20 protein-coding genes are annotated in these 18817 nt (G+C 53.7%); 11 read left to right on the forward strand and 9 right to left on the reverse strand.

From position 1 onward, the window contains the following. Nucleotides 1-7: 7 nt before the first annotated feature. Complete coding sequence (locus J4E05_RS16175) at nt 8-1405, forward strand: NAD(P)(+) transhydrogenase (Re/Si-specific) subunit beta (protein ID WP_349597482.1); 1398 nt, start codon at nt 8-10, stop codon at nt 1403-1405. A gap of 166 nt (nt 1406-1571) precedes the next feature. After that, nucleotides 1572-2144: a GNAT family N-acetyltransferase gene (locus tag J4E05_RS16180; protein ID WP_349597484.1), complete on the forward strand. Its 573-nt coding sequence runs from the start codon at nt 1572-1574 to the stop codon at nt 2142-2144. 72 nt (nt 2145-2216) lie between these two features. On the opposite strand, the gene J4E05_RS16185 is transcribed toward J4E05_RS16180, so the two are convergent. Beyond that, on the reverse strand, nt 2217-2852 hold the full coding sequence (locus J4E05_RS16185) for a LysE family translocator (RefSeq protein WP_085591675.1): 636 nt from the start codon (nt 2850-2852) through the stop codon (nt 2217-2219). Between the two features lie 226 nt (nt 2853-3078). Between J4E05_RS16185 and J4E05_RS16190 the strand changes: the two genes are divergently transcribed. Then, nucleotides 3079-3678: a hypothetical protein gene (locus tag J4E05_RS16190; RefSeq protein ID WP_349597487.1), complete on the forward strand. Its 600-nt coding sequence runs from the start codon at nt 3079-3081 to the stop codon at nt 3676-3678. A gap of 23 nt (nt 3679-3701) precedes the next feature. Here J4E05_RS16190 and J4E05_RS16195 read toward each other — a convergent pair whose 3' ends face one another. Then, nucleotides 3702-4553, reverse strand: a complete 852-nt coding sequence (locus J4E05_RS16195) for a hypothetical protein (RefSeq protein WP_349597488.1) — start codon at nt 4551-4553, stop codon at nt 3702-3704. Between the two features lie 271 nt (nt 4554-4824). Between J4E05_RS16195 and J4E05_RS16200 the strand changes: the two genes are divergently transcribed. After that, nucleotides 4825-5589 carry an SDR family oxidoreductase gene (locus tag J4E05_RS16200; protein WP_349597490.1) on the forward strand — a complete coding sequence of 255 codons (765 nt, stop codon included), beginning with the start codon at nt 4825-4827 and terminating at the stop codon, nt 5587-5589. A gap of 152 nt (nt 5590-5741) precedes the next feature. On the opposite strand, the gene rpsU is transcribed toward J4E05_RS16200, so the two are convergent. Then, a complete protein-coding gene (gene rpsU / locus J4E05_RS16205) occupies nt 5742-5945 on the reverse strand; it encodes a 30S ribosomal protein S21 (RefSeq protein WP_007091098.1) in 204 nt (67 codons plus the stop codon). 224 nt (nt 5946-6169) lie between these two features. Between rpsU and def the strand changes: the two genes are divergently transcribed. Further along, the gene (def, locus tag J4E05_RS16210; protein ID WP_349597493.1) at nt 6170-6763 is read left to right on the forward strand and encodes a peptide deformylase; all 594 of its coding nucleotides are present in this window, start codon (nt 6170-6172) and stop codon (nt 6761-6763) included. Between the two features lies 1 nt (nt 6764). Beyond that, entirely contained in the window at nt 6765-7466 is a 702-nt protein-coding gene (locus J4E05_RS16215) for a COQ9 family protein (protein ID WP_085591685.1), read from the forward strand. A gap of 135 nt (nt 7467-7601) precedes the next feature. Here J4E05_RS16215 and J4E05_RS16220 read toward each other — a convergent pair whose 3' ends face one another. The 3 genes from J4E05_RS16220 to purE form a co-directional block, all read right to left on the reverse strand. Next, entirely contained in the window at nt 7602-8243 is a 642-nt protein-coding gene (locus tag J4E05_RS16220; protein ID WP_349597495.1) for a thermonuclease family protein, read from the reverse strand. Nucleotides 8244-8567: 324 nt separating this feature from the next. Beyond that, entirely contained in the window at nt 8568-9668 is a 1101-nt protein-coding gene (locus J4E05_RS16225; protein ID WP_085591725.1) for a 5-(carboxyamino)imidazole ribonucleotide synthase, read from the reverse strand. Between the two features lie 164 nt (nt 9669-9832). Then, on the reverse strand, nt 9833-10333 hold the full coding sequence (gene purE, locus J4E05_RS16230; RefSeq protein ID WP_349597497.1) for a 5-(carboxyamino)imidazole ribonucleotide mutase: 501 nt from the start codon (nt 10331-10333) through the stop codon (nt 9833-9835). A gap of 306 nt (nt 10334-10639) precedes the next feature. Between purE and J4E05_RS16235 the strand changes: the two genes are divergently transcribed. After that, on the forward strand, nt 10640-11515 hold the full coding sequence (locus tag J4E05_RS16235; RefSeq protein ID WP_085591693.1) for a GGDEF domain-containing protein: 876 nt from the start codon (nt 10640-10642) through the stop codon (nt 11513-11515). A 229-nt stretch (nt 11516-11744) separates the two neighbouring features. Here the strand turns inward: J4E05_RS16235 and J4E05_RS16240 are convergent, their stop codons facing one another. Continuing rightward, nucleotides 11745-11951 (reverse strand): YdcH family protein, encoded by a 207-nt coding sequence (locus J4E05_RS16240; protein WP_085591695.1) that lies wholly within the window; start codon nt 11949-11951, stop codon nt 11745-11747. A gap of 135 nt (nt 11952-12086) precedes the next feature. Between J4E05_RS16240 and J4E05_RS16245 the strand changes: the two genes are divergently transcribed. Both J4E05_RS16245 and J4E05_RS16250 read left to right on the forward strand, forming a co-directional pair. Next, complete coding sequence (locus J4E05_RS16245) at nt 12087-13193, forward strand: ATP-dependent 6-phosphofructokinase (protein WP_349597499.1); 1107 nt, start codon at nt 12087-12089, stop codon at nt 13191-13193. A 118-nt stretch (nt 13194-13311) separates the two neighbouring features. Beyond that, nucleotides 13312-13788: a TIGR02444 family protein gene (locus J4E05_RS16250; protein WP_085591699.1), complete on the forward strand. Its 477-nt coding sequence runs from the start codon at nt 13312-13314 to the stop codon at nt 13786-13788. A gap of 94 nt (nt 13789-13882) precedes the next feature. Here J4E05_RS16250 and J4E05_RS16255 read toward each other — a convergent pair whose 3' ends face one another. Both J4E05_RS16255 and J4E05_RS16260 read right to left on the reverse strand, forming a co-directional pair. Then, nucleotides 13883-14560, reverse strand: coding sequence for a type 1 glutamine amidotransferase domain-containing protein (locus J4E05_RS16255; protein WP_503012342.1), 678 nt, complete (start codon nt 14558-14560; stop codon nt 13883-13885). A gap of 227 nt (nt 14561-14787) precedes the next feature. Continuing rightward, nucleotides 14788-15390: a TetR/AcrR family transcriptional regulator gene (locus J4E05_RS16260; protein ID WP_349597503.1), complete on the reverse strand. Its 603-nt coding sequence runs from the start codon at nt 15388-15390 to the stop codon at nt 14788-14790. Nucleotides 15391-16101: 711 nt separating this feature from the next. On the opposite strand from J4E05_RS16260, the gene J4E05_RS16265 reads away from it, so the two are divergent. Both J4E05_RS16265 and J4E05_RS16270 read left to right on the forward strand, forming a co-directional pair. Then, the gene (locus J4E05_RS16265; protein ID WP_085591706.1) at nt 16102-16266 is read left to right on the forward strand and encodes a YdcH family protein; all 165 of its coding nucleotides are present in this window, start codon (nt 16102-16104) and stop codon (nt 16264-16266) included. A gap of 459 nt (nt 16267-16725) precedes the next feature. Then, nucleotides 16726-18633, forward strand: a complete 1908-nt coding sequence (locus J4E05_RS16270) for a propionyl-CoA synthetase (protein ID WP_349597506.1) — start codon at nt 16726-16728, stop codon at nt 18631-18633. Nucleotides 18634-18817: the final 184 nt, after the last annotated feature.

The raw sequence follows: 18817 nt of genomic DNA on the forward strand, positions 1-18817 counted from the left end.
AAACATCATGTCGGAAAACCTGTCGGCTTTCCTGTATCTGGTCGCCTCGGTCTGCTTCATTCTGTCCTTGCGCGGCCTGTCATCGCCTGATTCCGCCCGTACCGGCAATATGCTGGGCATGGTCGGTATGGCAATTGCGATCTTCACCACTCTGGCCTCGCCAGAGGTTTTATCTTACACCACCATCATTGTTGGCATTCTGATTGGCGGGTCGATTGGCACCATTATCGCCCTTAAAATCAAAATGACGGCCCTGCCACAACTGGTGGCGGCGTTTCACTCGCTTGTCGGGTTGGCCGCTGTGTTTGTGGCCGGGGCGGCACTTTATTCGCCCGAGGCCTATGGCATTGGCACGGTGGGCGAAATTCACCCCGCCAGCCTGATTGAAATGGGCCTGGGTGTTGCCATTGGGGCCATTACCTTTACCGGGTCACTGGTGGCCTTTGGCAAGTTGCAAGGCCTTGTATCGGGCACCCCGGTGCAGTTTAGTGGTCAGCATTTGCTGAACCTTGGTATTGGCATTGCCATTATCGTGGTTGGCATCATCTTTGTGACTACCGAAAGCCATACGGCCTTTTGGTTGGCGGTTGTTCTGGCGCTGGTTTTGGGGATTACGCTGATCATTCCCATTGGCGGGGCCGATATGCCGGTGGTGGTTTCGATGCTCAATTCCTATTCGGGCTGGGCGGCGTGCGGCATTGGCTTTACCTTGCAAAATAACGCACTGATCATTACCGGTGCACTGGTCGGCGCATCGGGTGCGATCCTGTCCTACATCATGTGCAAGGGCATGAACCGTTCGATCTTTAACGTTATTCTCGGTGGTTTCGGGGTTGAAGCAGGCGGTGCCGCGGCCGCCGGTGGCGATGCCGACAGGCCGGTAAAATCGGGCTCGTCCGATGATGCGTCTTTCATTATGAAAAACGCCTCCAGCGTCATCATCGTGCCGGGTTATGGCATGGCTGTGGCGCAGGCCCAGCATGCGCTGCGCGAAATGGCCGATCTTCTTAAGGCCGAAGGTGTGAAGGTGCGTTATGCCATTCACCCGGTTGCCGGACGAATGCCAGGCCACATGAACGTTCTGCTGGCCGAGGCCGGTGTGCCCTATGATGATGTTGTTGAGATGGACGAAATCAACCGCGATTTTGGCACCGCCGATGTGGCCTTTGTCATCGGTGCAAACGACATTACCAACCCGGCCGCCAAAACCGACCCGTCATCGCCCATTTTTGGCATGCCGGTGCTGGATGTGGAAAAAGCCAAAACGGTGCTGTTTATCAAACGCAGCATGTCGGCGGGCTATGCCGGTATTCAGAACGAGCTGTTCTTTAAGGACAACACCATGATGCTGTTTGGTGACGCCAAAAAAATGTGCGAGGAAATCGTCAATCAGCTTGATGAATGAGTGAACTTTCGGTTCGCAAAGCAAAGGGCAGTCTTTCGGGCTGCCCTTTTTGCGTTGATAAAACCCTCGCCTTGCATCGGGATTTTTTATTAAATGAGGTGGCGACCTTTTATGCCTTTTAACGCCGTGGTTGCAGGCTGGTTGCAGGAAGCATTGGAAAACGATTATGGCCGATTTTCGCGATTGCATCTTTGAAACACCGCGATTGAAACTGCGCTGTATGCAATTGGAAGATGCCGGGATGGTGTCGGCGTTGATGGTGCCGGAAATTTCGCGATGGCTGGCATCGTGGTCGCTTCCATTTACCATGGATAAGGCCCGTGCGCGTATTTTACGCGAGCGCGAAGCCGCCCGGGCAGGCAAAATGTTGCCTTTGGCTGTCGAGGAGCGAGATACAGGTGCGATTGTTGGCTGTGTCAGCATCTTTCGCGACGCGGATGACCCCAAAAAAAGCGGAGCCGGGTACTGGCTGGGGATGGACGCACAGGGCAAAGGGTATTTGCGCGAAATGGGGCCTGTTGTGCTTGGCGCTGCTTTTGAAATGCTGGATGTTGATGTGATCGAGGCGGGGGCGCAGCTTGAAAACGAAGCGTCCTTTGGTGTGATGCGGTGTTGGGGCATGTCACAGGCGGATGACCGGTGGCATTATGCCCCGGCCCGCGAACGCGATGAGCTGTGCCGTTATTTCCAGATCACCCGCGCCACATTTGACGGTTTTGCCGTAACCCGGGGTGTGTGAACGGCACGACAGAGCGGAACGTGGTTTGCGTTCAGGGTTGAAATTGATGTAGTCCTTTGCTGACTGCAAAGTTTACCGGGTTGTGGCCATTAAAACGCTGCCGCCAATCATAAAGGTGCCGCCAGTATATCCCATGCGCTTTCTGGCAACAGGGCTTTGAAACACCTGGCGGGCGCGGGCGGCAACCAGCGCATAACATGTTAAAAGAACAACGACGACCATGCTGGATGTCAGGGTCAGAATAGCCAGTTGTGCTGTTAAATCTGCCTGCGGATTAATGAACTGGGCAAGAAATGCCATGTAAAAGATGATGGCTTTGGGGTTCAGAATGGCGGTAATGGTGCCCGCCCAAAAACTGCGCCAGGCAGAATGGGCTTGGCCCGGTGTGGTGATGTTTTCATCTTCTGCCGGGGTTTGGCGGGCTTCGGCGATTTGCCTGTATCCCAGCCATGCGAGATAAAGTACCCCAACCCATTTTACGACCTGAAACAGAAGGGCCGAAGCCGCAAGGATGGCACCTACACCGGCAAAGGACAGGCCCATAAGCACTATGCTGCCGATAACATCGCCCAGAATGCACATCATGGCGGCCGCTTTCCCCCGTGTGAGCGATTGCCCGATAACAAGCAAAACACTGGGGCCGGGGATTAGCGTTAAGACGATGCAAGCAGTGGTGAATGCCAGCCATGTTTCAAAGTTCAACGCCATGTCTCCTGATTATTAGGCCGGTACTGTCCGCGTGAGAATGCGATAAATTATAAATAACTTATAAGGCGTCTAAAGACGATCAGGAAACAGGAAAGGAGAATTTTGCGAAATCGGGGCGGTTTTACGCAGTTATGTGGTTTTGGTGCGGGGCTCATTCGGGCTTGTCTGTAAAAACAGACTGGGCGACACTGATGCAGGTTTTTATGGCTGATACGGTGGATGTCGTTTGAAACTTCGTGTGGTCAGGGTTTCCTTGTTTGCCATTGTGCTGTTGTCGTTGGCACTTGCGTTATCCATTGCCGGGATTGTGCTGACATATACCCGCCTGACCGATGAAATGCCGGTGGCGGAGGTGACGTTCGAGCAGACCGGGCGCGAAGAGTTTAACGCCTATTTGCGGCTGCCGGGCGAGGATATTCCGCGCAAATACATAATTTATGGCGATCAATGGCGCGTCGATGCGCAATTTGTGAAATTAAAGCCATGGGCCAATATTATAGGCATGGATGCGCGTTATCGGCTGGAGCGGCTGGAAGGGCGTTACGCCGATATTGAACAGCAAAATGCCGGGCCACATCGGGCCTATGACCTGGCATCAAAATATAGCGGGTCGGTTGGAACGTGGTTGTTGCCGTGGAATTTTCTGATTGACGCGCAATATGGCAGCTCGACCTATACTGATATTTCCACCAGTACCACTTATACGGTTTATCGTTCGCAATTTGGCCTTTTGGTGCGCGAAAAGCCCACTGACGCAATGCAAGGTAATGCGGGTGGGATTGGGCATTTGTTTCACTGGTTACTGGGCGATCAAAAATTACCATAAACCGGGTAGGCCGGTTCGGTCTGCTACTTGGCCGGGGCTTTGGTCGTTGCTGTTGCCGGAGCCGTTGCGGCGGAGGCTGGTTGTGAAGCCAGGGGTGTTGTATCGGAAGTTTGCGGTGACGGTGTGCCATTCGCGCCGAGATGCTCTATTTTGGCGATTTTAGGCGGGTTAGCCTTTTTATAAGCTTTTGCGTCATCGGCAAGGGTGGTTTTCGCCCAGTTTTCGATTTCATCTGACAGGGATTTGTCGCCGTCGTTGCCGATGATGGACAGGGTATAGTCATCTTGACAGGTGGTGGTGCAGGCAAAATGCAAAATGGCCGTTGCGGTGATTTTGCCTTTGCCAGTCACAATCACAGCGCCCTTTTCCGGGCAGCTATGGGCACGGCAGGCCCCATAAAGCCATAAATCATCGCCGATTTTTTGCCGGATCTGCGGCGGGCCGCTCAAGACCTGGATCATCTGGTCAATCCGGCTGGCATTATTGGCAAGCCAGCTTGATGTGCCCGGGCCGACAAAGGCACCAACACGGTCGGCAAAGCCCTTTGACCAGATCAGTTCATTGGTATCTTCGCATAGCGACATATGATCGCTGTCACAATGTGGCACGGGTGCGGGTGCAGCGTCCTTTGCCGTGCTGGCATTGCCGGTTTTGTCGCTGCCTGTTGTGTCTGACGGGGGCCCGGATGTGGATGTTGCATCGGATGTTGACGTCTTTGCCGCTGGCGCTGCCTGTGGGGATGCACTTTGCGCCAGGGCGGTATTGTCCGGTACGCACAATACCAGTGTCATCACCAATGCTATGCCCAGCAGGGGGCGCAAAAGGTGAGATTTGCCAGTGTTTGGTAAAATCCGTGTCGGGAGGTGGGACGGCACGTCATACTCCTGTGATCAGGCATGTCAGCTATGAGAAAGAAGATAGCGTTTCAGCATTTTGATGCAATGGTGTCTTGGCCCGGTGGTTCGGGTTTTAAAAAACAAACCCCCCGTGCCAGTTCAAATACAGGGCCGGGTTTCAGGGAATTGAATACGATTAAAACGCCGCGTCCGAAACTGGCGAGTAGATTTTCGGGGCCTGGCATACCTTTCCACCATCGTTAATTGCACCGCATACCTTCGGGTCGGTGCCGGATGGATGGGAAAGATTATGTTACTTCAAGACAAGGTTGTGATTATCACCGGGGCCAATTCCGGGATCGGCGCGGCATCGGCCAAGCTATTTGCTGCCCAGGGGGCGAAGCTTGTTCTTGGTGCGCGTAATGTTGATCGGCTTGATGCCGTTGTAAGTGAAATTACCGCTGCGGGCGGCGAGGCCTTTGCCCTTGCCGGCGATGTCTGTGACGAGGCTTTCGCCAAGGCGCTGGTCAATGCGGCCATTGGGGAATATGGCGGGCTTGATGTCGGATTTAACAATGCCGGGACGTTGGGATCGCCCGGGGCGCTGGTCGATATTGAACAAGACGACTGGAACCAGACACTGCGCACCAACCTGACCTCGGCGATGTTTGGGGCGAAGCATCAGATGCCCGAAATAGCCAGGCGTGGTGGCGGATCGGTTATTTTTACGTCCACCTTTGTCGGGTATACCATCGGACTGCCGGGTATGACGGCCTATGCCGCCAGCAAAATGGGGCTTATCGGCATGGCGCAATGTCTGGCGGTGGAATATGGCGGGGCCAATGTGCGGGTGAATGCGTTGCTGCCCGGCGGAACGGATACCCCGATGGCCGCAAGCTATGCCAATGATCCGGAAGCACGGGCAATGGTGGAAAAGTTTCATGCACTTGGCCGGATTGCCGAGCCGGAAGAAATTGCAAAAGCCGCCCTGTTCCTGGCATCCGATGCGTCGAGTTTTGTCACCGGAACCGCCATGCTGGCTGATGGCGGCAACTCGATCTGCAAAGCAGCCTGATCTGAAATTAGAGGTATAAGGTATAAAAACACAAAACCCGCCAGGCTTGCGCCACGGCGGGTTTCGGCACGGGTCCGATTTTGAAAAATCAAAACTGATTAAGCAAAACCGACCGTACAGTCACGTTCGAGGAACCCCGAAAGTGAAAAAGACTAGAAGCCTTCGCGCTCGATGCGCTTGCGCTCCAGCTTGCGAGAACGACGGACTGCTTCCGCCCCTTCGCGAGCTTTCTTCTCCGACGGCTTTTCAAAGTGACGACGAAGTTTCATCTCACGAAAAATGCCCTCGCGCTGCATCTTTTTCTTAAGCGCCTTCAGAGCCTGATCGACATTGTTGTCGCGAACGATTACCTGCACGGAAACCACGCTCCTTTCAATAATACACAATAAGCCGGAAGGCAGATTTGCCAACCGGATGCTAAAGCGGCCAACATGGCCGTGGCGGTTATATAGTCCAAACCGGATAAAAAGGAAAGAGGGCAGCGTTAGATATCGCGCCTGACGTTGGTTGGAAAATGTTCCGAAGCTTTAATATAAGATTGTTCTTGGCAGCAAACATGGTTTGACCGGATAATAAGCCCATGTCGATATTAAAAATTGCCCGGATGGGCCACCCGGTTTTGCGCAAGGTTGCAAGCCGGGTTGAAAACCCGAACGACCCTGAAATCATTCGCTTAATTGCCGATATGATTGAAACCCTGAAGGATGCTGGCGGTGTTGGACTGGCAGCCCCGCAGGTGTTTCATTCGTTGGCGGTGATGATATTTTTTGTACCGCCCAGTCGTGCGAGCGACGATGACGACGAAAGCGAAGTTCCGTTAACCGTATTGATCAACCCCGAAATTGAACCGGTGGATGACGATGAAAAAGTTGGCGGTTGGGAAGGGTGCCTGTCGATTCCCGGTTTTCAGGGCTATGTGCCGCGCTGGCGCAAAATCCGCTATCGCGGCATTGATGAAAATGGCGACCGGGTGGAAAAGACCGCCAGTGGTTTCCATGCCCGTGTGGTTCAGCATGAATATGATCATTTGATCGGAGTCATGTATCCTGAACGTATGGAAGACATGACCCTGATGGGATTTACCGAAGAATTGCGCCGCGACCCGCCCGATGTTTCGTCTGATAAAGCAGATGCAACCGGGCGCGACCCAGACGATGTGCAACAGGAGAAATAATATGTCGGTTGAGGAAAGTTTCGCCCGTATTGCCCGGCAGCGTGATGATCTGGTGCGTGCCGCCCTAGAGCATGTGGCCTTTGATGGCTGGAGCAAGGTAACCTTGCGCACCGCTGCCGAGGATTTGGGCTGGTCACCTATGGAAGTGGACCGCCTGTTCCCCGGAGGTGTTGGCCAGGTGATTGAACATTATGTGGCATTGACCGATCGTGACATGATGGACCGGCTGGCGGCGATGGATATCAAATCGATGAAAATTCGCCAGCGTATCGGTGCTGCCATTCGGGTACGGCTGGATTTGGCCGAAGCGCATAAGGATGCGGTGCGTGCCGCTGTTGCACATTTGTCCCTGCCGCAAAACCTGCCCAAAAGCCTGCGTATGACGGCCAAAACAGTTGATTTGATGTGGCAGGCGGCAGGCGATACATCGACTGACCATAACTGGTACACAAAACGTGGGCTGTTGGCCGGGGTTTATGGATCAACCCTGATGTACTGGCTGGACGATACATCGGACGGACATCAGGCAACCTGGGAATTTATGGACCGCCGGATTGGCAATGTCATGATGATTCCCAAGGTTAAGGCGAGCCTGGGCAAGGCAGGCAAGGTTGCCGGCACCGGGTTGCGTTTGGGCCGTAAAATAGCATCCTGCGTTCCTACACCGGGCCGCATCGCCCGCCAGTTTGGCGGCGTGCGGTAAGTTTGGTTTGCGGGCCGCCTGTCTGGCCAGGTCGGTTTTAACCCGATAAACAAAACCCCGTTCCCGATTTACCCGGGAACGGGGTTTTGTTTTAGGTCGCGCTCAGGATGCAGGGCGTTTGTTCGTTCGCGCCGCTCAGGGCATTAAAAAACTGATCAGGGTCCGGTCCGGTTCCTGTTGGGCTTTCATTTCGGCGGCAAGGTCGACATTAAAAATGGCGTTGCGAATGGCAGCTTTTGCACCGGGCCTGGTAACGGTCTCGGATTTTTTGGTTGCAGCAATCAGCGATGCGGGCGGGGTGCCCATCCACATGCCTTTGTGGTTGTCGCGGGCAAAATTCTGATCGGCGATATAGGTTTTGCAACGGGCATAGGTGTCGCACACATTCATATCAACCATTGCCCATCCGGCGCGTAAAATCAGGCGGTTCAGGTCGCTTTGGCCGATATGGCATTCGGTCAGCATCGGGAAAAGCTGGCTGTCGGATACTTTTTCGCACGAAACGGCGTAATCCTGGACAATTCGGCGTACGGCCTGGGCGGCGGCATCACCACATTGAAACGAGATGTTATCTGCCCTGCAAACCGTGCCGGGTTGCGGCGCGCGAATGCCAAACAAATCGACTGCCATGGCGCCAAACAAAAGCTGGTCCCCGCGAAGGACAGTGGGGAAACCCGCTGCGCCCGGATTAAATGAACTTGCCCGTGCGACCCCGCCAATGCCGGGGGCAAGCAGGATCGCCATCAGGATTGCCAGCGTGGAGAAAAGTTTTTGCATCGTCCGTTGCCTCACATATGACCTGCCAGGATATCAGCAAAAGCAATGCCAGTTTTGGCAGGCAGATTATGCCGCCCTGGAAATGTTCGCCGATGTGCCGGTTTTAAGGGAGCAGGCCAAGTATCGCAGTGTTGCCAAATGCTGCAAAACCGCCATTGGCAGTGGGGGCTGGATAAAACGGGGTAGGGGATGATGGCCCGATGCAGGTTGCCGGGTTATTTGGGCGGGATGTTTATGGTTATAAAAATACCCCGCAACCCGGGTAACGGGGCGACGGGGTATTGTCTTTGGCGAGGATCGTGCCGCCCGGTAACGCGGGTTGCTTTATTTTGCAGTTTTTGCCGGGCGTAGCCAGGTGACATGGCCCATTTTACGGCCCGGTTTGGCCTCGGCCTTGCCATATAGGTGCAGTTTGGCATCCGGGTCGGACAAAATTGCCTGCCAGGCATCAATGTCGTCGCCCAGCAAATTTTTCATTTCCGCGTCGGAATGGTTGGCCGGGTCGCCCAGTGGCAGGCCGCATACCGCACGGATGAACTGTTCAAACTGGCTGGTAACACAGGCATCAATCGTCCAGTGGCCGGAATTATGCGGGCGCGGGGCCACTTCGTTGACCAGCAGTTTGCCATCGCGGGTCACGAACATTTCAACGGCCAGAAGGCCGATAAATTCCATTTTTTCGGCCAGTGTTTTGGCAATTTTTTCGGCTTCTGCGCGCAGGGACGCGCGGATTTGTGCCGGGGCAATTGTGACATCAAGGATGTGGTTGGCATGGCGGTTTTCTACCGGGCAAAAACAGGCCATTTTGCCATCAATGCCACGGGCGACGATGACCGATAATTCCCGTTCAAAATCGACAAAACCTTCGAGAATGGCTTCGCTGCCATTCATGTCGACCCAGGCAGACGCAAGGTTGGTGTCGTCGGTGATTTTTACCTGACCTTTGCCGTCATAGCCCATTTCCGTGGTTTTTAAGACCGATGGGCGACCCAGTTTTTCAACTGCGGCTTCAAGGTCAGCCAGGGAACGGACGGCGGCAAATGGGGCTGTGCCAACGCCATGTTCGTTGCAGAAGGTTTTTTCGCGCAAACGGTTTTGTGAAATATGCAGGCATTGCCACCCCGGGCGCACCGGCACCATGCCCGACAACAATTTGACGGCATCGTAAGGGACATTTTCAAATTCAAATGTCACGACGTCAACGCTGTTGGCAAAGTCTTTAAGTGCTGTGAAATCGGTATAGTCGGCAACGGTTGCCTTGTCGCACACCTGCTGCGTCGGGCTGTCTTTTCCGGGGCCAAAGACATGCACGCGGTATCCCAGTTCGGCAGCACAAAGGGCCGCCATGCGGCCCAGTTGCCCGTTGCCCATAATGCCAATGGTGCCGCCGGGGGCGATAATGCGTTTGTCAAAATCAGGGGTCATGAAATCCTCGGATCGGAAAGGCGGGCGCGAACGGGTTATTTGCGGATCGGCCAATTGATTTATGCACATGATAACGGTTCGTGCGCGATGGCAATATATAATGTCAGCTGCAAAAAGGAATACATGCAAAAAAGGCGCATCACCCGATGCGCCATAATGCAAGGTCAGATTGCGGGATCAACCGGTTCCTCGGCAACCGCATCAGTCTGGCTTTGACGCCAGGCATCCAGACGGTTTGCCAGGGCATCATCCATCAGGGCCATGATGCCCGCAGCCATAAGACCGGCATTTTTTGCCCCTGCTGCCCCAATTGCCAATGTGCCCACCGGCACACCACCTGGCATTTGCACAATCGATAGCAGGCTGTCCAACCCCTTAAGCGCGCGGCTTTGCACCGGAACGCCCAGAACGGGAAGTGGCGTCATGGCGGCAGCCATGCCGGGCAAATGTGCGGCCCCGCCTGCGCCGGCAATGATCACTTTCAAACCACGGGATTTTGCCGTTTTGGCATACTCAACCAGACGGTCCGGGGTGCGATGAGCCGAAACGATTTTCGTTTCATAGGCGACCCCCAGCGTATCAAGAATATCGGCGGCATTTTTCATGGTTTCCCAGTCGGACTGGCTGCCCATGATAATGCCGATTGCCGGGCGGGGGTCGCTCATGATGGGGCTCCGTTTGTATGACGTAATTTGCGAAGGCCCGCATTATAGGGAGGTCGTAACGCCATGCAAGCATGACACCGTGAATAAGAGGCCAAAATTGCGCAAAACCGGCAAAATTGCTCAATGGGTGCTGGTTTATGCGATATGTCCTTATTTTTGCCGAAATGTCAGTCCACCCTCCCAAGGGTTGAATATCTATCAGTATAGTATGTCTGTAATGGATTTCTACCGTAAGATGTTATAAGATGCAGTGTGGAAGAGTGCCATGCAGGCCATTCCAAAACGCAGGTAGCGCGAGAACCCGACATGAAAGTCACCGAGGCAAGGATGGCATCGTCATCCTTTGGGGCCGGTTCCGAGGGACGGAACCCCGCCGCACAACAGGCAGTCCATGCGACGCAGGCATATGGCCGTGCCACCCCGGGTGGCCGCGAAGAAAGCTATTCGTTGAGTGACAGCCTTGATGGCCGCGATGGCAACAAGGGTGGTTCGGGCAGTGACGGTTCATCGTCGGGTGGCGGGCAAGGCAACAATGCAGGCCGAACCCCAATGGACCCGGCCAATCTTTTAGGGATTCCATCAGAACAGATTACACCTGCCGTTGAACGCGCGTTGTCGCGGTTAATGACACGGGTTGATACGCTGGTAACGCAACTTGAAACGGTGCAAAAGCACCAGCAGGAACTTGCCCGGCGATCTTCGCAGGACCCGTTTACCGGCCTGTTGTCGCGACCCTCCTTTATGCAGATTCTGGAAAATGAAATTTCGGTTTCGCCACCGCCGGTTTCACCGCGTTGCTTGCTGTTATGCGAAATTGCCGATCTGGAAAATCTTTCCAAAACCTATGGTCAATCGTGCAAAGATGCGATGATCGCCCAGCTGGCCGAGTTTTTAACCGTTTATATTCAACCGCCGCATCAGTTGGGGTATCTGGGGTGCAACGATTTTGCCGCCCTGCTGTATAACGTTGACGCCGCCGAGGGATGGCGCCGGTCACAGGCAATTGGCGAACAATTGCAGCGCGCCTCATATTTCTGGGACGGGCAACTGGTGGATTATCGTTTGGTGTTCGGGGTCTATCAAATTGGCCCGGGCGAGAGCGTAACCACTGTTATGGGCGGGGTAGACCGGGAATTGCGGTGGTCGATGGCACAGTTTTCCGGCAATCACCTGCCCGAATAAAGCGAACGCACGGTTGAAATATACCCGTCAGCCGGTGATTTGAGTTCCTGTGGCGAGTGCGCGTGTGGCATGTTTTTACACTGGCGGCCCGGGTGTGGTGCAGGGAAGCATTTGCGCACAGCTGGGCAATATCGCGGATATTGCCAAAACGGAACATAAGCCAGTTACACAGTTTTATTCGTAAAACCGGCCGGAACAGCACCTGGCAGTGTGGTTTTGCGCGCGCAGATCAGGCAATGATGTCGGGCAGAATTTGCGACTCGGCATATCGGATCTCGTCCTTTAACGCCAATTTCCGTTTTTTTAACCGAACCAGACGCAACTGGTCATGGCGCGGATTGCTCGCCATTTCGGTAATGGCGACATCCAGGTCGCGGTGTTCCTCGCGCAGAGTAGCCAATTTTTTTTCAATCTCGATCTGATTGATTTCGTCCATTTTTGATCCAGCTTATTTATCAACGCGAACTGCCTGTAATACTATCAGAAAGCGGGCGTGAACCCACACGAATAATGTGCGGCCTCCATCGTGCGCCCGGTAAAAGCGATGGAAAACAGCAACGGGAGATGTTTGATGCGGATCGGAATTTTAACCAGTGGTGGTGATTGCGCGGGGTTGAATGCGGTAATTCTGGCCGTGGTGCGCCGCGCTGTGCTGGGATATGGCTGGGATGTTGTGGGGATCCGCCAGGGGACACATGGCTTGTTGCAGCGCCCGCCTGCGGTGATGCCACTTAACGATTATGTAAATAACGATGGTATGTTGCGGCTGGGTGGCACCATTTTGGGGACAATTAACAAGGGTAATCCGTTTCATTACCCGATGCCGGACGGCAGTTTTTCTGATCGTTCCGACGAAGTAATTGCCGGATATGAGGCCCTTGGTCTGGATGCGCTTATCGGGATTGGCGGGGATGGCAGTATGGCAATTTTGCGCGAACTGGCGCAAAAAGGCGGGATTAACCTGGTTGGGATTCCAAAAACCATCGACAATGATCTGGCCCATACCGAATATTCGGTGGGCTTTACCACTGCGGTCAATGTGGCGGTGGATGCATTGGACCGGCTGCAACCAACAGCCGCCTCGCACGAACGGATCATGATTTTGGAGGTTATGGGCCGCGATGCGGGGCATATTGCCCTGTTTGCCGGGATAGCCGGAGGTGCCGACGCCATTTTGATACCGGAGATGGATTATGATTTGGAAGATTTGGCCCGGCATTGCTTAAACATTCGCAAGCGCGGCCGTAACCATGCCCTGGTGATTGTTGCCGAAGCCATTAAAACCGATCAGGGCGAAGCTGTGGTTTCCGGGCATGACGGGCAAAAGGCACGGTATGGCGGGGTTGGCCATTGGCTGGCCGAAAAACTTGGCGACAGGACCGGGTGGGAAACGCGTGTAACGGTATTGGGCCATTTGCAACGGGGGGGCACACCATCACCGCGGGACCGGCTGGTTGCATCAACCTTTGGTGTTCATGCTGTCGACCTGATTGCCCAGGGTAAATTTGACCGTGTGGTGGCGTGGCAACAGCGCCGGGTGGTGGATGTACCGATGGCCGATGTTATTACAGGGCCGCGTCTGGTTGATACCGGGGAAACAATGGTTTCAACGGCCATTGGCCTGGGAGCCTATATGGGAACGCCGCCCAAAACGAAAAGAGCCGCGAAAACCGTGTAAAGTAATGATAGGATATTACGGTAAATAAACCAAATTTACCGTAATATCAAAATATCAAAATATCAAAAAAACCGGTTTGCCCGATATAAACGTGGCAGCCAGAACAGGGCCGAGCAAAATGGACGCGAAAGGGTTATGGAAGTTTACGGTCGCCTTTTACGGGCGGCCGGGAATTGCCCCTATGTGCCTGTCATTACAGGAAAAATGTGGGCTGGATGTTAATTTGTTGCTGTTTTTGGCCTGGTTGGGCCTGCAAGACAAGGCTCCCCATAGTATTTCGGCCCTGGAAGATGCGGTGCGGGCCTGGCGCGACAATGTGATTTCGCCGCTTCGAACGACACGGCGCTATTTGCGCGACGATCCATCGGTCGGGGTGCAGGCCCTGCGCGAACAGCTCAAAAAAGACGAACTTGTTGCTGAACGGCTGGAGCAGGAACTGCTATGTGCTGCGGTTGAAACCATAGAAGCCAATCAGGACAGGACGGCCCCCCTTCGCGCCTATCTGTCGCCGTCCCGGTTTGATTTGACCCAGGATGAATGTAATGAAGCCCTGCGTTTCCTGATTGGCAAGCTGCCACCCCGGCTTGAAGGATAATGGTGTAAACGGGACTAAGGGGGAGCGTTTGGCCGGTAAAGTGCAAGTTCTGCCGGGGCGGTTGTTTGCTCGACGATCAGGGCCGCAGAGCCCGTTATTTTGGGTTCTGTGCCAGGGTGGCAAGGGCCAGAATAGCTGTTTCCTTTGACGATGCCGGGTTTTGCCCCGTGATCAGTTTGCCTTCTGCAACAACATAAATACCCCAGTCATCGCCAGCAGAATAAAGGCCACCCTTTTCCTTCAGCACGTCTTCGACCAGATAAGGCACAACATCGGTCAGGCCAACACCTGCTTCTTCGGAATTGGTAAAGCCGGTTACTTTTTTGCCTGCAACAAGCGGGGTACCGTCGGGTGCCTTGACATCGCGCAGAACGCCAGGGGCATGGCAGACAAGTGCTACGACTTTGCCCGCAGCATAGGCACTTTCAAGCAGGGCAACAGAATTACGGTCTTCGGTCAGGTCCCACAGGGGGCCGTGGCCACCGGGGTAGAAAACGATGTCATAATCATCGTGTGACACATCGGCCAGCTTTACAGTGTTGCCAAGGGTCGCCATGGCGGTGGCGTCTGCTTCAAAACGGCGGGTGTCATCGGTTTGAAAGTCAGGCTCGTTGCTTTTGGGATCCAGCGGCGGGCGGCCTCCTTTGGGTGAAGCCAGGGTAATTTCAGCCCCCGCATTTTTGAAAACATAATAAGGGGCGGCAAGTTCCTCGATCCAGAAGCCGGTTTTTTTGCCGGTGTTTCCCAGTGTGTCATGCGAAGTCAATACCATGAGGACTTTCATATTTTTGTTCCCTTTCTGGGGTTGTAAACTGTGCAGAGCAATGGTTCTGCCGTTGTCCTGCGAATGATCCCGGGTTTTCGGGGATTGGAAGCGGCCCGAAACGGCTTTTTTCAGGGGCGGATTAAGGGTCTTAAAATAGACCGGTCGTCTAGCATGGTGGTAAATAACAAAGAAAAGTTATGCGACCCTCTGACAGGGTGGCGGGGGCCGTGCTTTTACAAAGTGTCTTGTCGTAACTGCAGTTGTGTTGTCGCCATCGCGGCTTTTAACGGGCTGTCATCCTTTGTGATTTTCGCCATTACGCTGGCCCCCAGCCACGACTGATACAGGGCCTGGGCCAAGGGTCCCGGATCTGCGTTTATGGCAAGGGACCCATCTTTAATGCCTTCGGCAATTATTCCAGCCAGTCGGCTGATAATTTTGCCCGTGCCATGTAACAAAACAACCCGCATGGCTTCGGACAGGTCGGCGACTTCGGCAGCAAGTTTCACAACCAGACATTTGCTTTGCGGATCGCATGTCGTTTGTGACGTTAGCCAGTTTTGCCAATATAGCATCAGCCGCTTCGCGCCGGTTAAACCTGGTTGGCCGAACAGTTCGTCCATACCTTTCAGGTAGCGATCGAAATAGCGTTGCAGCATGGCTTCGCCAAATGCATCCTTCGACTGGAAATAGTGATAGAAGGAGCCTTTGGGGACACTTGCGGCCGCAAGGATTTCGTTTAATCCGACTGCAGAGAAGCCTTTGCCGCTCATGATTGTCTGGGCGGTGTCGAGGATCTTGTCGCGAATGTCGGTGCTTTTCGTGTCGGTTTTCATAACCGCAGATATAGCGGCGATTAGACCAGTCGTCTATAACTTTTTTAAAGATTTTTAAAAAGTGATAATTACGCGGCTTTGTCCCTGCCAGGCGTTAGGTATTTAAGCAGGGAAATGCAGGGTTTCCGGTGTTTGTTGCATCTGTACTGCATTGACCGGGAAATGATGCCAATGCGCGATGTAAACTGGGGGGATCAATCCTCTTTCATTGATCATTGTGATATTGGCCGTTTGTTTGAGGTTACGATGAGGGGAATACCAGTGATGCGGTTGGCCTTGTCGGTTCGGTAAAAATGCGACTCGATACTTTTGGGTGGATTAGTATGGTGTCATTGTCCTTCTTTGCCTTGAAAATAAGGGTGTGAAGCAGATTATAGACTTTAACGTAGCCAATCGGACAGTGATGTTTCATTTGAGTGATGGCTTTGATTTTCCCGCATTTTTCCGTGATGTGCCGATGTATTTTGTGGGGTGGAGAGCAAAACCGGACCGCGACAGGGTGGCGGTGTGTTTTTAGATAATTTCAAAAAATTCTGTTTAGGCTAAAAAGGCTGAACCCCCTGAAACACCGCCAATTATTGGCAGTTTTGCGACAGGTTGTTAGGGCGAGGGCATAAAAATTGAACGATTTGTGCGCGGAAAGGCTGGCAATCACGTTACAGAATTACTACCATTTTGTTGTGGGCAATATCAGGAATGAGGAGTAGGCGAATGAGCGTTCAATCCCATATCGAAGCTCTTACTGCCAAACATGCCACGCTCGAACATGAACTCCATACGGAGCAGTGTCGACCGTCCCCTGATTTATCGCGAATCTCAAGTATCAAACGGCGCAAGCTTGAAATCAAAGACGAGATTAACCGGATCACTCACTGACAAAGGATGATGCAGTTCCCGGTGGACCGGGCACAGGTTTGAACCAGCCAGGGTGCCCTCTGCCGATGTAAAGAACGACCCCTTTTACTTTTCGCCGCCTCCGGTTTGTGCCCACGCCGTGAGGCGGCAACTATGTTTAGCCGATGAATTGCCGGCTAAAAAATCAGCTGCCATTTTACAATGCTCCGCGGATTTTAGGTGCCGTGGCCCGGCGTTTTTAAATTGGCTCAGCCCAGTTATTCCCCCATCCCGCCTTTGTGCGTTTGGCACCTTTGCATCATTCCAGATTACCCTGATCGGAATCGACCAATGTCTAAGGGATGTTTTATCCGTAAATAGGTATTATAATGCGGAATTAACGGGCCATCACGAAACCGGTATTGTCTTTGTATCAGGAGGCAGAAAAACCGGTCATGAAAAAATGGTCAAAATGACCGCCAAGCGGGAGGAACAATACTAATGCCGGGTTGCTATCAGGATGTTTACGCCCATTCAATTACCGATCGCGATGCCTTTTGGGCCGAGGCCGCCAATGCCCTGTCGTGGGATAAAAAATGGGATCAGGTTGTTGATGTAACAGCCAAACCTGCCGCCCGCTGGTTTGGCGGGGGCATTATCAATACCTGTTTTAACGCGCTGGATCGCCATATTGATGATGGCCGGGGCGACGAGAATGCCCTGATATATGATAGCCCGGTTACCGATACTGTAAGCCACTATACCTATCGTGAATTGCGCGATGAGGTGGCGCTGTTGGCTGGTGCCATGCAGGCGCACGGTGTGGGCAAGGGTGATCTGGTTATTTTGTATATGCCCATGATCCCGCAGGCGGCGATGGCGATGCTGGCCTGTGCGCGGATCGGGGCGATCCATTCAGTGGTGTTTGGCGGTTTTGCCGCGCACGAACTGGCAACCCGCATTAATGACGCCAAACCGAAAATGATGCTGTCGGCCAGTTGCGGGATCGAGGGCAGCCGTGTGATTGCCTATAAACCGCTGCTGGACCGCGCAATTGAACAGGCAACCCACAAACCCGATGCTGTTTTTGTGTGGCAGCGGCCCCAGGCCCAGGCGGAAATGACTGCCGGGCGCGATTTTGACTGGCAGGATGAATGCGCCAAAGCCACCCCGGCAAATTGTGTGTCGGTGGCCGCAACCGACCCGCTTTATGTTTTATATACATCGGGCACCACCGGGCAGCCCAAAGGGGTTGTGCGTGATAATGGCGGCCACATGGTGGCTTTGCACTGGTCGATGAAAAACATTTACGGCGTTTCGGCAGGCGATGTTTTCTGGGCTGCATCCGATGTTGGCTGGGTTGTAGGGCATTCCTATATTGTTTACGGGCCGCTTCTGGCGGGTTGCACCACCGTTATGTATGAAGGCAAACCGGTGGGAACCCCCGATGCCGGGGCGTATTGGCGGGTGATTTCGCAACATGGGGTAAAGGCGTTGTTTACCGCCCCAACAGCGTTTCGTGCCATCAAGCGCGATGACCCCAATGCCGAACTTTTGAAAAATTATGATCTTTCGTGTTTCGATGCGCTGTATCTGGCAGGTGAACGGTCGGACCCCGATACATTGCAATGGGCAGAACGGCATTTGCACGTACCAGTGATTGATCACTGGTGGCAAACCGAAACCGGCTGGCCGATTTGTGCCAATCCGCGCGGGATTGAATTATTGCCAATCAAATATGGCTCGCCCACGGTGGCGGTTTGCGGTTGGGAAGTGCAGGTCGTTGATGAAGGTGGCCGGGAATTGCCAAAGGGCAAAATTGGTGCCCTGGTTGCGAAATTGCCGTTACCACCAGGAACCCTGCCAACCCTGTGGCAAAATGACGACCGGTTTGTTTCATCCTACCTGGCGGAATATCCCGGTTATTACGCCACTGGTGATGCCGGTTTTATTGATGAAGATGGCTATATTTATGTCATGTCGCGTACCGATGACATTATCAATGTCGCAGGGCACCGTTTATCGACCGGGGCGATGGAAGAAGTTTTATCGGGCCATCAGGACGTTGCCGAATGTGCAGTTATTGGTGTGCATGATGATCTTAAAGGCCAGGTGCCGTTGGGCTTTATGGTGTTAAAGGCCGGGGTCAACCGCGCCGATAGCGACATTATCGCCGAGGTGATTGCCATGGTTCGCGACCAGATTGGCCCGGTTGCCGCTTTTAAACAGGCAACAATCGTGGACCGCTTGCCCAAAACCCGGTCGGGCAAAATTTTGCGCCGGACCATGCGTTCGATAGCCGATGGCGAGGCTTATAAAACACCGGCCACAATAGATGACCCGGGTATTTTGCCTGAAATTACCGATGCCCTGCGTGATATCGGCTATGCCCGTGACGGGGCAAGTTAACCATCGTTATCTGCCTGTTTACAGCAGGAAGGCCAAGACCGGACCGGGAGTTTTTAAGGGGTGATTTCCCCGGTCAGGCAGGTTGCTGTCATGTTTGGCAATATCGTGTATGCGGTTCTGCTTATGCCTTGCTGGCCCCGGTTTTATGCCGGGCAATTCATGGTCCCGTTCGGGCCTGTCCCAC

The organism is Thalassospira sp. NFXS8, assembly GCF_040148805.1.
In the GTDB taxonomy this organism is placed as follows: Bacteria; Pseudomonadota; Alphaproteobacteria; order Rhodospirillales; family Thalassospiraceae; genus Thalassospira.

Excerpts from the sequence above, each read along its gene's own strand:
- J4E05_RS16175 (WP_349597482.1), top strand. The coding sequence starts at position 8 with ATGTCGGAAAACCTGTCGGCTTTCCTGTATCTGGTCGCCTCGGTCTGC.
- J4E05_RS16180 (WP_349597484.1), top strand. The coding sequence starts at position 1,572 with ATGGCCGATTTTCGCGATTGCATCTTTGAAACACCGCGATTGAAACTG.
- J4E05_RS16185 (WP_085591675.1), bottom strand. The coding sequence starts at position 2,852 with ATGGCGTTGAACTTTGAAACATGGCTGGCATTCACCACTGCTTGCATC.
- J4E05_RS16200 (WP_349597490.1), top strand. The coding sequence starts at position 4,825 with ATGTTACTTCAAGACAAGGTTGTGATTATCACCGGGGCCAATTCCGGG.
- def (WP_349597493.1), top strand. The coding sequence starts at position 6,170 with ATGTCGATATTAAAAATTGCCCGGATGGGCCACCCGGTTTTGCGCAAG.
- J4E05_RS16215 (WP_085591685.1), top strand. The coding sequence starts at position 6,765 with ATGTCGGTTGAGGAAAGTTTCGCCCGTATTGCCCGGCAGCGTGATGAT.
- J4E05_RS16220 (WP_349597495.1), bottom strand. The coding sequence starts at position 8,243 with ATGCAAAAACTTTTCTCCACGCTGGCAATCCTGATGGCGATCCTGCTT.
- J4E05_RS16225 (WP_085591725.1), bottom strand. The coding sequence starts at position 9,668 with ATGACCCCTGATTTTGACAAACGCATTATCGCCCCCGGCGGCACCATT.
- purE (WP_349597497.1), bottom strand. The coding sequence starts at position 10,333 with ATGAGCGACCCCCGCCCGGCAATCGGCATTATCATGGGCAGCCAGTCC.
- J4E05_RS16235 (WP_085591693.1), top strand. The coding sequence starts at position 10,640 with ATGAAAGTCACCGAGGCAAGGATGGCATCGTCATCCTTTGGGGCCGGT.
- J4E05_RS16240 (WP_085591695.1), bottom strand. The coding sequence starts at position 11,951 with ATGGACGAAATCAATCAGATCGAGATTGAAAAAAAATTGGCTACTCTG.
- J4E05_RS16245 (WP_349597499.1), top strand. The coding sequence starts at position 12,087 with ATGCGGATCGGAATTTTAACCAGTGGTGGTGATTGCGCGGGGTTGAAT.
- J4E05_RS16250 (WP_085591699.1), top strand. The coding sequence starts at position 13,312 with ATGGACGCGAAAGGGTTATGGAAGTTTACGGTCGCCTTTTACGGGCGG.
- J4E05_RS16255 (WP_503012342.1), bottom strand. The coding sequence starts at position 14,560 with ATGGTATTGACTTCGCATGACACACTGGGAAACACCGGCAAAAAAACC.
- J4E05_RS16260 (WP_349597503.1), bottom strand. The coding sequence starts at position 15,390 with ATGAAAACCGACACGAAAAGCACCGACATTCGCGACAAGATCCTCGAC.
- J4E05_RS16265 (WP_085591706.1), top strand. The coding sequence starts at position 16,102 with ATGAGCGTTCAATCCCATATCGAAGCTCTTACTGCCAAACATGCCACG.
- J4E05_RS16270 (WP_349597506.1), top strand. The coding sequence starts at position 16,726 with ATGCCGGGTTGCTATCAGGATGTTTACGCCCATTCAATTACCGATCGC.